The 13,544-nt window shown below is 66.6% G+C and carries 13 protein-coding genes; 4 read left to right on the forward strand and 9 right to left on the reverse strand.

Annotated elements, in window-relative coordinates; genetic code table 11:
- Nucleotides 1-46: 46 nt before the first annotated feature.
- From INP52_RS06270 to INP52_RS06300, 7 genes are all read right to left on the reverse strand, one after another.
- Nucleotides 47-739: a response regulator transcription factor gene (locus INP52_RS06270; RefSeq protein ID WP_228478281.1), complete on the reverse strand. Its 693-nt coding sequence runs from the start codon at nt 737-739 to the stop codon at nt 47-49.
- Entirely contained in the window at nt 736-1,425 is a 690-nt protein-coding gene (locus INP52_RS06275) for a phosphate signaling complex PhoU family protein (protein WP_194370060.1), read from the reverse strand. The genes INP52_RS06270 and INP52_RS06275 overlap by 4 nt, the downstream gene beginning before the upstream one ends.
- Nucleotides 1,425-2,231, reverse strand: coding sequence for a phosphate ABC transporter ATP-binding protein PstB (gene pstB, locus INP52_RS06280; RefSeq protein ID WP_194370062.1), 807 nt, complete (start codon nt 2,229-2,231; stop codon nt 1,425-1,427). Before pstB ends, INP52_RS06275 begins: the two co-directional genes overlap by 1 nt.
- Nucleotides 2,228-3,025: a phosphate ABC transporter ATP-binding protein gene (locus tag INP52_RS06285; protein WP_194370064.1), complete on the reverse strand. Its 798-nt coding sequence runs from the start codon at nt 3,023-3,025 to the stop codon at nt 2,228-2,230. Before INP52_RS06285 ends, pstB begins: the two co-directional genes overlap by 4 nt.
- Nucleotides 3,022-3,930, reverse strand: a complete 909-nt coding sequence (pstA, locus tag INP52_RS06290) for a phosphate ABC transporter permease PstA (protein WP_194370066.1) — start codon at nt 3,928-3,930, stop codon at nt 3,022-3,024. The genes INP52_RS06285 and pstA overlap by 4 nt, the downstream gene beginning before the upstream one ends.
- Nucleotides 3,923-4,825 (reverse strand): phosphate ABC transporter permease subunit PstC, encoded by a 903-nt coding sequence (pstC, locus tag INP52_RS06295; protein ID WP_194370068.1) that lies wholly within the window; start codon nt 4,823-4,825, stop codon nt 3,923-3,925. The genes pstA and pstC overlap by 8 nt, the downstream gene beginning before the upstream one ends.
- Nucleotides 4,826-4,890: 65 nt before the next feature.
- On the reverse strand, nt 4,891-5,829 hold the full coding sequence (locus tag INP52_RS06300) for a phosphate ABC transporter substrate-binding protein (RefSeq protein WP_194370070.1): 939 nt from the start codon (nt 5,827-5,829) through the stop codon (nt 4,891-4,893).
- Between the two features lie 329 nt (nt 5,830-6,158).
- Between INP52_RS06300 and INP52_RS06305 the strand changes: the two genes are divergently transcribed.
- The 4 genes from INP52_RS06305 (at nt 6,159) to INP52_RS06320 (ending at nt 11,201) form a co-directional block, all read left to right on the forward strand.
- On the forward strand, nt 6,159-6,644 hold the full coding sequence (locus INP52_RS06305) for a MarR family winged helix-turn-helix transcriptional regulator (RefSeq protein WP_194370072.1): 486 nt from the start codon (nt 6,159-6,161) through the stop codon (nt 6,642-6,644).
- A gap of 65 nt (nt 6,645-6,709) precedes the next feature.
- Complete coding sequence (locus INP52_RS06310) at nt 6,710-8,464, forward strand: ABC transporter ATP-binding protein (protein WP_194372898.1); 1,755 nt, start codon at nt 6,710-6,712, stop codon at nt 8,462-8,464.
- Nucleotides 8,461-10,398 (forward strand): ABC transporter ATP-binding protein, encoded by a 1,938-nt coding sequence (locus INP52_RS06315; protein WP_194370074.1) that lies wholly within the window; start codon nt 8,461-8,463, stop codon nt 10,396-10,398. The genes INP52_RS06310 and INP52_RS06315 overlap by 4 nt, the downstream gene beginning before the upstream one ends.
- A 239-nt stretch (nt 10,399-10,637) precedes the next feature.
- A complete protein-coding gene (locus INP52_RS06320) occupies nt 10,638-11,201 on the forward strand; it encodes a GNAT family N-acetyltransferase (RefSeq protein WP_194370076.1) in 564 nt (187 codons plus the stop codon).
- Between the two features lie 11 nt (nt 11,202-11,212).
- On the opposite strand, the gene INP52_RS06325 is transcribed toward INP52_RS06320, so the two are convergent.
- On the reverse strand, nt 11,213-11,635 hold the full coding sequence (locus INP52_RS06325; protein WP_194370078.1) for a YjdF family protein: 423 nt from the start codon (nt 11,633-11,635) through the stop codon (nt 11,213-11,215).
- 148 nt (nt 11,636-11,783) lie between these two features.
- The gene (locus INP52_RS06330) at nt 11,784-13,541 is read right to left on the reverse strand and encodes an ABC1 kinase family protein (RefSeq protein WP_228478282.1); all 1,758 of its coding nucleotides are present in this window, start codon (nt 13,539-13,541) and stop codon (nt 11,784-11,786) included.
- Between the last annotated feature and the right edge of the window lie 3 nt (nt 13,542-13,544).

Here is a 13,544-nt window from a genome sequence, read left to right on the forward strand (position 1 = left end):
TTGGCACTCGATGAGGCACCCATGGCGCGCCTTTCCGTCCCCGCAGCTACCCGCGGACGCGGTAGCCCACGCCGCGCACCGTCTCGATGAGCTCCGCCGAGGCGCCAAGCTTCGCGCGGAGCTGCTGGACGTGGACGTCCACCGTGCGCGACCCTCCGTCGAAGTCCCAGCCCCAGACGCGCTGGAGCAGGGTCTCGCGCGAGAAGACCACGCCCGGAGAGCGCAGGAGGAACTCGAGGAGATCGAACTCGCGCATCGTGAGCTGGACCCCCTGGCCCCCGACGGTCACCTCGCGACGCGCGGGCCACAGGCGCACGCCCTGCGCGGAGAGAACCGAGGGCTCGTCTCGCACCGAGGTCTCGAGCCCTCCCCGGCGCAGGAGGGCGCGCGTGCGGCTCACCATCTCCATCATCCCGAAGGGCTTGGAGAGGTAGTCGTCGGCCCCGCCATCGAGCGCGCGCACCTTGTCGAGCTCCGCGTCCTTGGCGGTGAGCATCATCACCGGCACGGCCGAGAGCCCCGGCGTGCGCCGCAGGCGCGCGAGGATGTCGAGGCCGTCCGCGTCCGGCAGCATGATGTCGAGAAGGACCGCGTCCGGGACCCGCTCGGCGCACGCGCGGCGGAACTGGGCGTCGTCGGCGCAGCCGCAGGCTTCGATGCCCGCCTGCTTGAGCGCGTAGACCGTGAGCTCGCGGATGTTCTTGTCGTCCTCGACGTAGTAGACCAGGCCCCTCCTCACGTCGTCCCCTCTTCCTGGCCCGGCTTCTCGGACACCGTGTGCTCCCCCGTCACGCGGAAGATAGCCCAGGCGGCGACGCGCTTGGCCAGGTCGCCGATCCGCTCGAAGTACTTGGCCACCATCAGGAGCTCGGGGAGGTACTGTGCCGAAGACTTGCCGTCGCGTATGAGCCTGACGAGCTTCTCCTCGGACTCCGCATAGAGGGAGTTGATCACCGCGTCGGCCTCGATGACCTTCTGGGCGCGCTCCACGTCGCTGTCGCAGAAGGCCTCGATGGCCCCCTCGACCATGGTCGCGGCGTGCTCGCTCATCCGGGCAAACTCGTCCTTGAGCTTGCCCGCCGCCTTGGGCGGGATCTCCCCCACGAGAAAGGCCACGTCGCGCGTCATGCCGTCGATGTGGGACAGGTCGCTCACGAGGCGAAAGGATCCCGTGACGAAGCGCAGGTCGTCACCGATGAGCGGCTGCTGGAGCAGCATGATGTCGAGGCAGGAGTCCTCGATGGCGGAGCGCAGCCGGTCCTCGGTCTTGCGCCCGGAGACGACGCCCTCGGCGGCGCCCGCGTCGCCTGCGGCGGCCAGGCCGCAGGCGCGCACGTCCGCGGAGGCCTTCTCCGCGAGGCGTCTGATGAGCCCCTCGACCTCGTCGAGCTGCTCGGTGAACTTGGTGCGTGTCGTGATGGCCATCAGCTGAACCTCCCCGAAAGGTATTCCTGGGTGCGCCGCTCCGCCGGATGGGAGAACAGCTCCTTGGTGGGGGCGGCCTCGACGAGTTCGCCCCGGTAGAAGAAGGCGGTCTGGTCCGCCACGCGCGCCGCCTGCTGCATGTTGTGCGTCACGACCACGATGGTGTGCTCCGCGGCCAAGCGTACCATGAGCTCCTCCAACAGGGCGGTGGAGATGGGGTCCAGCGCGCTCGTGGGCTCGTCCATGAGCAGGACCTCGGGGTCGCACGCCAGGGCGCGCGCGATGCACAGGCGCTGCTGCTGGCCGCCCGAAAGCCCCAGCCCGCTCTTGTCGAGCGTGTCCTTGACCTCGTCCCACAGGGCCGCCTGTGTCAGCGCGCGCTCGCAGATCTCGTCGGCCTCCCCCCGGGAGAGCCGCCCCATGCGGGCCGGCCCGTACGTGACGTTCTCGCGAATGCTCATGGGGAAGGGGTTGGGGTACTGGAACACCATGCCCACGCGAACGCGCAGGGCGTTCGGATCCATGGCAAAGATGTCGTGCCCGTCCAGCTCAATCGAACCCTCGCACTTCACTCCCTCGACGAAGGCGTTCATACGATTCAGGGTGCGCAGCAGCGTCGTCTTGCCGCAGCCCGACGGGCCAATGAAAGCCGTCGCGCGCTGCCGCGGGATGTCCAGGTTGATGCCCGTGAGGGCCTGGAAGGCTCCGTCGTCATACCACAGGCTGAAGTCTCTGAGGGCGAGGGAGACCTCGGCGCCGTCAAGGCCGCGATGGCGCTCCTGTTCGAACACACTCTCCTGGATCATCCGAACCTCCCCGTGAGGTAGTCGACGAGCCGTCGGTCGGAGGGGGTGCTGAAGATCTGCCTCGTGGCACCGACCTCTATCAGCTCCCCCAGGTAGAAGAAGGCGGTCCGGTCCGAGACGCGCGTGGCCTGCTCCATGTTGTGCGTGACGATGGCCTCGCAGATGCCCGTAGCGGCGATCTGGCGAATCGTCTCCTCCACGCTCATCGTCGAGAGCGGGTCGAGAGCGGAGCAGGGCTCGTCGAAGAGGATCACGTCGGGCCTCATGGCCAGCGTCCGCGCGATGCACAGGCGCTGCTGCTGCCCACCCGACAGGGCCCAGGCGCTCTTGCCAAGCTTGTCCTTGACCTCGTCCCAGAGGGCCGCCTCCCTGAGGGAGGTCTCCACGAGCTCGTCGGCCTCGTCGCGGTCGCGGACGCGACCGTGCTTCTTGGGCGCGAAGAGGATGTTCTCGCGAATTGACTTGTGGAAGGGAGTGGGCTGCTGAAAGACCATGCCGATCGACGAGCGCAGCGAGAAGAGGTCCACGCCAGGCTCGTTGATGTCGTGGCCGTGGTAGAAGATACGACCCCCGATCCGGCAGTGCGGGATCTCGCGGTTCATGAGGTTCAGGCAGCGCAGAAAGGTTGACTTGCCGCAGCCCGAGGGACCGATGAGGGCCGTGACCTCACCGGCGGCAAAGTCGATCGTGGTGGGGTGCAGCGCCTCGGTCCCCTCGTAGCTCACGGTCACGTCCCTGGTCGAGACCCGGGATGCGCGCTGCGTCTCGCCCGTCATTCCCGTCATTCCCGTCATTCGCTCGTCAGCCTCCTCGCGAGGGCCTTGCCCAGGGCGCGGGCGAGGACGTTGAACAGAAGGATGCAGATGATGAGGATGGCGGCCGTGCCCCACGCAACCACGTCGTTGCCCGCGGAGGGCTCCATCCTCAGCTTCCAGATGTGAACCGCCATGGTCTCGGCGGGCCGGAAGATGTTCCAGGGGTTGGTGGGGGACGCCAGGTTGAGGCTCGCAAAGTTGAGGCGCGCGGGCGCAGCGCCCGCGGTGAAGATCAGGGCCGCAGCCTCACCAAACACGCGGCCGGCCGAGATGACCACGCCCGTCACGATCGCGGGCATGGCGGCCGGCAGGAGCACGTTGATCGTGGTCTCCCAGCGCGTGAGGCCCATGGCAAGGGCGGCGTCGCGCTGACTGCGCGGGACGTCCTCCAGAGCCTGCTGGATCGTGCGCACCAAGATCGGGATGTTGAACATCGTAAGAGCCAGGGCGCCCGAGATGATGGAGACGCCAAAGCCCAGAACCTGCACGAAGAAGAGGGAGCCAAACATGCCCACGACGATAGACGGCAGGCTCGAGAGCGTCTCGATGGCGGTCTTGGCGACTGAGGTGACCGCGTTGTCGGGCGCGTACTCGACGAGGAAGATCGCCGCGCCCAGAGAGATGGGCACGGAGATGAGAAGGGTCCAGAAGAGCATGTAGAACGAGTCGAAGAGCTCGAACAGGATGCCGGGGCTTTCCTCGGCCAAAGGCGAGGTCGTAAGGAACCCGGGCGAGAGGGCCTTGCCGAGACCCTCGTAGAGGATGTAGGCAACGATGGCCGCGAGCAGCAGCAAGACGAAGCCAACGATGGCCGTGAGCATGCTCGTGGCGACTTGGTCCTGTCGCCTAATGCGAGTGACGTGAGCGGCGAGGTCCCTAGCCATGGCTCTTTGTCCCCCTTCTGCCGATGAGGTGGATGATCAGGATGAAGAGGAGCGACATCCCCATGAGCAAAAGGCCCAGAGACCACAGCGCGTGGTACTCGACCGAGCCCGTCGTGGCGTTGGACAGCCCGCTCGTGAGGGCGGTGGTCAGCGTGGCGGCCGGGTCGAGCAGGCCGTTGGGCATGGAGCGCTCCACGCCGCCTATGACCATCTGCACGGCGAGCGTCTCGCCGAAGGCACGCGTCATGCCCAGGATGACGGCCGTCATGATGGAAGGGGCGGCGCTCCTCAAGACGACGTGCCAGATGGTCTGCCAGCGCGTGCAGCCCAGGGCGTAGGAGCCGTCGCGGTAGGAGTCGGGCACAGCGGCCAGCGCGTCGATGACGAGGGTGGTCACCGTTGGCAGGATCATGACGGCAAGCACGATGGCCCCCGAGAGGATGCCCGCCCCGGTGCCGGCCGCATCCCCGAAGATCGCGCGCATCGCCGCGTTGACCACCGTGAGGCCGATGAGCCCGTAGACGACCGAGGGGATGCCCACGAGCAGCTCCACGAGGGGCTGGAACACCTTGCGTCCAAAGGCGGGGCGCACCTCGACGACGAAGATGGCCGATCCCAGGGCGATGGGAAGGGCGATGAGGGTCGAGAGGAGCGTGACCGAGAAGGACCCCACGATGAGCGGTGCGGCACCGAAGCGCCCTTCGGACGGAATCCAGTTCTGGCCCGTGAGAAACGAGACAGGATCGACACCATCCGAAGTGAACGTGGTCAGGCCCTGCTGAGCAACCATCACGATCAGGGCCGCGACGACAAGCGCCACGACGCAGACGCAGGCCCCGGTAATACCGAGGCCCACCTTCTCGAGCCGTCGCTTTGGCATCATGCGTCTTGCCATTGCCTACCTTTCTCACGGCATGCGCCGACGCGAGAGGCGCCGGCGCACGAGGGAGGGCGTTTTGTCTACTTCTTGCTGACCTTGCCTTCGGCGTCCTTCTGGACCTCCATGCCCGTCAGGGGGATGAAGCCCTCGTCCTCGACGAGCGAGCCCTGGACCTCGTCGGACAGCATGTACTCGATGAAGGCCTTCGTAGCGTCGTCGGCGTCGACGGAGGTGTACATGTGCTCATAGGACCAGATCTTGAAGTCTCCGCTCTCGACGTTCGCAGCCGTGGGGGCGACCCCGTCAACGGAGAGGGCCTTGAATTTGCTCTCGTCGTAATAGGAGAACGCCAGGTAGGAAATGGCTCCCTGCGTCTGGGAGACCTTCGCGACCACGGTGCCCGAGGAATCCTCCTCGGCGACGGGCCTGAAGCTGTCGGGCACGGTCTCGCCGGCCAGGACCGCGTCCTCGAAGGTCGCGCGGGTGCCCGAGCCGGCCTTGCGGTTGATGACCTGGATGGTGCCGGCGGTGCCGCCGACCTCTCCCCAGTCGGTAATGGCGCCGGTGAAGATGCCCTTGAGCTGGTCGACGGTGAGGTCGTCCACGTCGACGCCGCTGTTCACGATCGGGCCCATGCCCACGATGGCGACCTGGTTGTCGACGAGCTTCTCGACGTCGGCCGCCTCCAGCTTGGTCTCGGCGAAGACATCGGAGCGGCCAATCTGGGCCGTGCCGTCCTTGATGTCGGAGAGGCCCTGGCCGGAGCCACCGCCGGTGATGGAGATGCTCACGTCTGGGTTGGCGTCCATGAACTTGTTGGCCGCGGCCTCGACGAGCGGCTGAAACGAGGTGGCCCCGGAGCAGACGATGGATCCCGTGAGGGACGCTGCCCCGCTGTCCGCCGCAGGGGCTTCTTCGCTCGTGGACCCGCAGCCCGCGAGGCCGAGGCCGGCCACGGCGGCGGCGCTGCCAAGCAGGCCGAGGAACTGGCGGCGGGAGAGGCTATCAAAAGTGAGCATCTTTTTTCCTTTCCTCCTGGTGAGCGGTCAATCGAATGGTCTGCCCGCTCCTGGTATCTTGCATCCTAGGGCCTCCCGGCGCGGCCCTCGTGCTGCCGACCCGTCTCTTACCAATCGCTGACGGCACCTTATATGCAGCTTACAAAAGCTCGTCACGCCGATGTGGCCTTCTCGAGGTCCCCAAAGGCCGTCGTCGCATGTCAGGGCGCTGCTCGTGAACTTATTCGCGATCTGTCGTGAAGTATTTGCATGGTACCTTGACAACTATGTTCTCGGAGTTCAGAGTGTTTCGGTCAACCTCAGAACCACGGGGAGAGGAGAGGCAAACGATGACAGAGGCCGATCTGCTCAGGGAGCAGGGCTCGGAGCCGCCCGAGAAGCGCATCCTGCACGACCTGGGCTACTTCGGGCACTTCCTGCACCTGCACCGCGGAGGGCGGAGCGGCAAGCAGCACATCCTGCTCGTGCTGCTCAAGAGCGGGTCGGAGATGACGCAGCGCGAGCTCCAGGAGCGCTCGTACATCACCTCTGCCTCGCTGTCCGAGGTGGTGAGCAAGCTCGAGGCAGAGGGGCTCATCTCGCGCACGCGCTCCGAGTCCGACCGCCGCACGCTCATGCTCAGGCTCACGGACGAGGGGGGGCGCCAGGCGCGCGAGGAGCTCCGGAGCCGGGGGGACTTCGAGGGACATGCGTTCTCCTGCCTCTCCTCGGCCGAGGTCGAGCAGCTCGCGGAGACGCTCGACCTCTTGGCCGCGCACTGGGAGGACCTCGATCAGAGGGAGAAGAGGGGAGAGACTGCATGCAGCAAGAGCTAGCCGCCGACCAGGTCTTCGAGAAGACGACAGCCGACGTGGGCTACGGGCGGGTTGCCCGGAAGCTCATGGGGAGCATACGTCAATACAAGGGGGCGTCAGCGGCCACGCCCCTGCTCGTCCTGGGCGAGGTGGTCTTCGAGGTCCTGATCCCGTTCAGGACCGCGTCGCTCATCGACACGATCAAGGCAGGGGCGGACCTCGGGCAGATTCTGTCCACCGGCGCCGTCCTGGCGCTCATGGCCATCGCCTCCCTGGCGTTCGGCGCGCTCGCGGGCCTCACCTGCGCCAAGGCGTCGGCGGGCTTCGGGAGGAACCTGCGCCGCGACATGTTCCACAACATCCAGACCTTCTCCTTCACGACGATCGACCAGTTCTCCACGTCGTCGCTCGTGACCCGGCTCACCACCGACGTGACCAACGTGCAGCTGGCCTACATGATGCTCATCCGCACGGCCATCAGGAGCCCGCTCATGCTCGTCGCGGCCTTCTCCGCCGCGTGCCTCATGGGCGGCTGGCTGGCCTTTGTCTTCGTGATCGTCGTCCCCGTCCTGGGCGTGGCCCTCTTCGTGATCATTCGCATGGTCATGCCGATCTTCCGCCGCATCTTCCGGAAGTACGACGCGCTCAACGAGTCCGCCGAGGAGAACCTCGCGGGCATTCGCGTCGTCAAGAGCTACGTGCGCGAGGACTATGAGAAGCAGAAGTTCGAGCACGCCGCCGAGGAGGTCGCCCACGACTTCACGCACGTCGAGCGCATCCTGGCCCTCAACGGCCCGATCATGAACCTGTGCGTCTACATCGTCTTCGTCGTGATCATCTACTTCGGCTCCTACGCCATCATCACCACGCGCGGCGAGCTCATCGACGTGGGCCAGTTCTCGTCGCTCATCACCTACGGCTTCATGATGCTCATGAGCCTCATGATGCTCTCCATGATCTTTGCCCAGATCGTCATGGCCGAGGAGGGCATGCGCCGCATCTACGAGGTGCTCTGCGCCACGAGCACGATCGAGGAGCCGTCCGAACCCGTCCGCGAGGTGTCCGACGGCTCGATCGACTTCGACCACGTGAGCTTCTCCTATGCGGCCGACAGGGACCGCGAGGCCCTCAAGGACGTCGACCTGCACATAGCGAGCGGCGAGGTCATAGGCATCATCGGCTCCACCGGCTCGTCCAAGTCCACGCTCGTGCAGCTCGTCGCGCGCCTCTATGACGTAACGGAGGGCACCGTCCGCGTGGGCGGCGTGGACGTGCGCGACTACGAGCTGGATGCCCTGCGCAATCAGGTGGCCATGGTCCTGCAGAAGAACGTGCTCTTCTCGGGCACCATCAAGGAGAACCTGCGCTGGGGCGACCCCGACGCCACTGACGACGAAATCCTGGAGGCCTCCAGGCTGGCCTGCGCCGACGAGTTTGTCCAGGGCTTCCCCGAGAAGTACGACACCCGCATCGAGCAGGGGGGCACCAACGTGTCCGGGGGGCAGAAGCAGCGCCTGTGCATCGCGCGCGCCCTGCTCAAGCGTCCCAGGATCCTCATTCTCGATGACTCCACGAGCGCCGTGGACACCAAGACCGACAAGATGATCCGCCAGGGCCTCAGGAGCTACCTGCCCGAGGCCACCAAGCTCATCATCGCGCAGCGCACGAGCTCGGTCGAGGACGCCGACCGCATCGTGGTCATGGACGCCGGGCACATCGATGCCGTGGGCACCCACGAGGAGCTCCTGCGCGCCAACGAGATCTACCGCGAGGTCTACCTCTCGCAGAACAAGAAGAGCCACGACGAGAAAGACCTCGGCAACAGGGAGGTGGGCGCATGAGCGTCGACGAGAGGGACGGAGCGGTCGCGCAGAACGCGCCTCGGCGCGCGCGCAACATAGGCAGGACGACCGCGCGCGTGCTCGGGATGCTGCGCGAGTTCTATCCGGTGCTGCTGCCCCTGGTCTTCGCCTGCGTGCTCGTCCAGGCCGTGGTCCAGGCCCTGCCCAACGTCTTCATGGAGCGCGCTCTCACCGTGGTCGGCGACCACTGGCAGACGGGCGACTGGGCGGGTGCGGCCGCGCCCATCGCGACCGACGTGGCGATTCTCGTCAGCCTCTACGGGGTGAGCCTTACCTCGAACCTAATCTGGAACCAGGCCATGGCCGTAATCACGCAGGGCTCGCTCAAGAAGTTCCGCTGCCGGATGTTCGGCCACATGCAGGACCTGCCCGTCCGCTACTTTGACACGCACCTGCACGGCGACGTCATGAGCTACTACACCAACGACATCGACGCCATGCGCCAGATGATCTCGCAGAGCCTGCCGCAGCTGCTCTTCACCTCGCTCTCGCTCGCCTGCGTCGTGGTCGTCATGTTCTACTACAGCGCTCCTTTGGCCCTCGTGGTCATCGCCGGCGCCGGGGTCATGGGCCTCGCCACCAAGGCGCTCGGCGGCCGCTCCGCGAGGGGGTTCCTCCACCAGCAGAAGGCAATCGCCACCGTGGAGGGCCACGTCGAGGAGGTCATGTCCGGCCAGAAGGTCGTCAAGGTCTTCTGCCACGAACGTCGGACCGAGGAGGCCTTCGCCAAGCTCAACGACGAGCTCGAGGACGCCTCGCGCACGGCACACGCCTACGCCAACACCCTCATGCCGATCCTCATGAACATGGGCAACCTGCTCTATGTCATCGTGGCCGTGGCCGGGGGCCTGCTCATGGGCCTCGGGGTACCCAATCTCTCGCTCTCGGGCCTGGCGCTCACCATTGCCGTGGCCGTGCCGTTTCTCAACATGACCAAGCAGTTCGCCTCCCAGATCGGACAAATCTCCAACCAGATCAACTCGGTCGTCATGGGCTTGGCCGGCGCCGAGCGCATCTTCGAGCTGCTCGACGAGGAGCCCGAGGCCGACGACGGCTACGTCGAGCTCGTGAACTGCACGATCGACCGTGCGGGCACCGTCTCGGAGTGCGACGAGCGCAGCGGCAACTGGGCCTGGAGGCACCCGCACCACGCGGACGGCACCGTGACCTACACCCCGCTCGCCGGCGACGTGCGCCTCTTCGACGTGGACTTCGCCTACGAGCCCGGCCACACGGTGCTGCACGACATCTCGCTGTACGCCAAGCCGGGGCAGAAGGTCGCCTTCGTCGGCGCCACGGGCGCGGGCAAGACCACGATCACCAACCTGCTCAACCGCTTCTACGACATCGCCGACGGCAAGATCCGCTACGACGGCATCAACATCAACAAGATCAAGAAGCCGTCCCTGCGTCGCTCGCTCGGCATGGTGCTGCAAGACACCAACTTGTTCACCGGCACCATCATGGACAACATCCGCTACGGCAGGCTCGACGCCACCGACGGCGAGTGCATGGCCGCCGCGCGCCTGGCAGGCGCGGACGGCTTCATACAGCGCCTCCCCGAGGGCTACCAGACGATGCTCACCGAGAACGGCGCTGCCCTCTCCCAGGGCCAGCGGCAGCTCCTCGCCATCGCCCGCGCGGCCGTGGCCGACCCGCCCGTCATGATCCTCGACGAGGCCACCTCCTCGATCGACACGCGCACCGAGGCCATCGTGCAGCGCGGCATGGATGCGCTCATGGCCGGGCGTACCACGTTCGTCATCGCCCACCGCCTCTCAACCGTGCGCAACGCCGACGTGATCATCGTCCTGGATCACGGTCGCATCATCGAGCGCGGCACCCACGACGAGCTCATCGCCAAGCAGGGCACGTACTACCAGCTCTACACGGGGGCCTTCGAGCTCGAGTAGGGCCTGGGTCCGGTTTTTGGTTCCCGCGGGGGCGGTCGTCGCATGCGAGCGGCGGCCGCCCCTTATTGCCTTCCCCGCACATCCATGCGACATCCATGCGACATTCTCGCTCCCAGTATGGTTTTGTCACTTTTGAGGGCCCAACCATGCTCGGAAGTGCCAAAACGATACGGGGAGACGCTGCGTACGAGCGGCGGCCGATACCATGAGCGCATGACGTCGATCACAAGGAGAACCACATGACGGAGCAAAGAATCGAGACCGGGCGGCTCGTGCTGCGGGCATGGTGCCCCAACGACGCCGATGAGCTCTTTCGCTGGGCACGGGATCCGGGCGTGGGCCCGGCCGCCGGCTGGGCCCCACACGAGAGCGTCGAGCAGAGCCGAGAGATCATAGCGACGGTGCTCGGGGCCCCCGAGAACTATGCCCTCTGCGAGCGCGGGACCGAAGCGCCCATCGGGGCAGCGGGCCTCAAGATTGGCCGCGCCTCGAGCGACGAGCTCGCGCTCGGCACGGACGGCGCAGAGCTTGGCTACTGGCTCGCCCGCCCCTTCTGGGGGCGCGGCTACATGAGCGAGGCGGTGCGCGCCCTCATCCGCCACGGCTTCGTCAACTTGGGGCTCACGGACGTCTGGGGCCTTCACTACGCGGGAAACGACCGCAGCCGGCACGTCATGGAGCGCTGCGGCCTCACCTACGTGCGCACCACCGAGCCACGTCCGCACCCCGTCAGCGGCGAGCCCGTCCGCGAGGACGTGCGGCGCGTCTCTCGCGCCCCATGGGAGAGCTCGCACATCCGCTGAGAATCCCGCGCTCAGCGGCCACGACGCTTTCGCTTGCGCTTCTCGGACCTCTGGGCAAAGCGGGCCTCGGCCTGCGCGTGCGCTTCTCGGCTCCGATTGGCCCCGGCCTCCTCGTGGCTACGCTCCCTCTCCTCACGGAGGGCGATCTGGGCCTTCGTGCCGGGGCCTCTCTGACACGCCTCTCGTGCGGCCTGCCTCTGGCGACGCTTGGGATTCTTCGCCAGAACGCCGACCTCACCCGGACGCGCCTCCGTGAACTCGAGCGCGCCCCAGCGTCTCAACACGAACTGGAGCAGCTCCTCCGTTGAGGGTTGCGCGCCAAAGACGACGCGACACGCCCCGTAGCGACCATCCTCGACATGCTCCACGACCCCGACCCAGAACTGACCGTCATGAAAGACGGTCAGCGTCGACGAGACGCCCTCGCTGCGCATGGCTCTCCTCCTTTTGTATGACGAACGTCACGCGGAGAAGGGACAACCAAGGAGGCAGGTTACTGGCGACACGCGAAGCCGCGGCCGCACCCCGACTACCCGACGGGGCCGTGTTTTTATCTCCGACAGGATTCTAGCGCGGCCGCGCTCAGTGGCGGCGGCGTCGGCGGTTCTCGCGGATGATGTCCCAGGCGACCCAGATCCCCAGCGTAAAGGCCACGAGGTAGCCCACGAAGCCGATGACCGGCACGCCCAGGATGACCGGCTGGATGCGCGCGTAGTAGACCACCGACGAGCCGATGAACAGGCCCGCCACGATCACACTCATGGTGAGGCGGTTGGCGATCCGCGAGAGGTCCTCGAGCGGGTCGGCGGTCCCGGCCAGGTCGAGGTTCATGCGCAGCTGCCCGCGCGTGAGCATGCGCATGGCGAGCTGGGCCTCGCCCGTCGCTCCCAGGAGGCTGTGCGCGGCCTCGAGCGTCTGCCTGGAGAGCCCCGCAAGCTCCCCTTTGACGAGCTTCCCCGGCTCAGCGTGAGCCTTGAGGTGACCCTGAATGATGTCGACGATCGAGGTGTCCGGCAGCATCGAGTCGACGACGGCCTCGAGCGTCACGAGGGAGCGCGCGAGCATGGTGACCGATCCGGGCAGCTCGATGCCGTTTTTCTGCGCCAGGGAGATAAGCGCGTTCATGAACGCGCCGATGTCCAGATCAGAGAGGTTCGCAAGGCCGAAGTTCGCCACGATGGCGTCTAGGTCGGAGAGGAGATGGGCTCGCTGCGCCTCGGCGAAGCCGGACACCGAGAAGCGCAGGAGGCCCTCGGCGAGCCGGGCCGAGTCTCCCCGCGCCACGGCGACGACCATGTCGGCGAGCGCGCCGCGGTCGCGCGAGGAGAGCCTGCCCATGATGCCGAGGTCCAGATAGACGATCTGGCCCCCACGAATGACGAGGTTGCCCGGGTGCGGGTCCGCATGGAAGAAGCCGTCGTCGAGCATCTGGCTCGTGTAGTTGTCCACGAGCTTGGTGCCTATCTCGGCGAGGTCATAACCCTCCCGGACGAGGCACGCGCCCTGGTCGATCGGGATGCCCTCGACGTAGTCCATCACCACGAGGTGCCGGGTGCACAGGGCAGGGTACGGCTTGGGGCAGTCCACGAAGGCGCAGCCGACGTTGTTGCGCCGGAACTCCTCGAGGCTGCGGGCCTCCACGAGGAAGTCCGTCTCCTCGCGGAAGGACTGCCAGAGCTCGTCCACCACGGACTGCAGGTCGATGACGTGCTCGTCGCCCATGAAGCGGGCGGCGAAGCGCGCGAGCGAGCGCATGATCGAGATGTCCTGCGCCATGATCTCCTGCACGCGGGGCCGCTGGATCTTGAGCGCCACGAGTTCCCCCGTGATCAGGCGCGCCTTGTGGACCTGGGCGACCGACGCCGAGCCCAGGGGACGGTCGTCTATGGCGTCGAAAATCTCCTCGAGGGGCCGGTCGTACTCGGCGCGCAGGGCCCCGAGCACCGTCTCGCGGTCCATGGGCTCCACGTCCGTACGCAGGCGGGAGAGCTCGCGCGTGAAGCTCTCGGGCAAGATCTCGGAGCGCATCGAGAGAATCTGGCCGGCCTTGACGAAGGTCGGGCCTAGCTCCTCGAGCATGCGGCGCAAGCTCTGGGGCGTGAGCCCGTGAAAGATGTCGTAGCGGCGCACGATCGAGAGCATCGCGCGGATGCGGGCGAGGCGCGAGGCCGTGGAGAGGCCGTAGTCGCTCGTAGCGGCGGCGCGTCCTCCCAGAAGGCCGATCGTCTGCTCGTCATCCGTGAGCTTCTCGCCCTTCACGCTCGTGTACCACGCGTCGAGAAGCTCGTCCGAGCTGGAGGACGAGCTTCTCGACGAGTCCCTCTTGGCCTCTTCCTCCACGAG

The organism is Thermophilibacter immobilis (assembly GCF_015277515.1).
In the GTDB taxonomy this organism is placed as follows: Bacteria; Actinomycetota; Coriobacteriia; order Coriobacteriales; family Atopobiaceae; genus Thermophilibacter; species Thermophilibacter immobilis.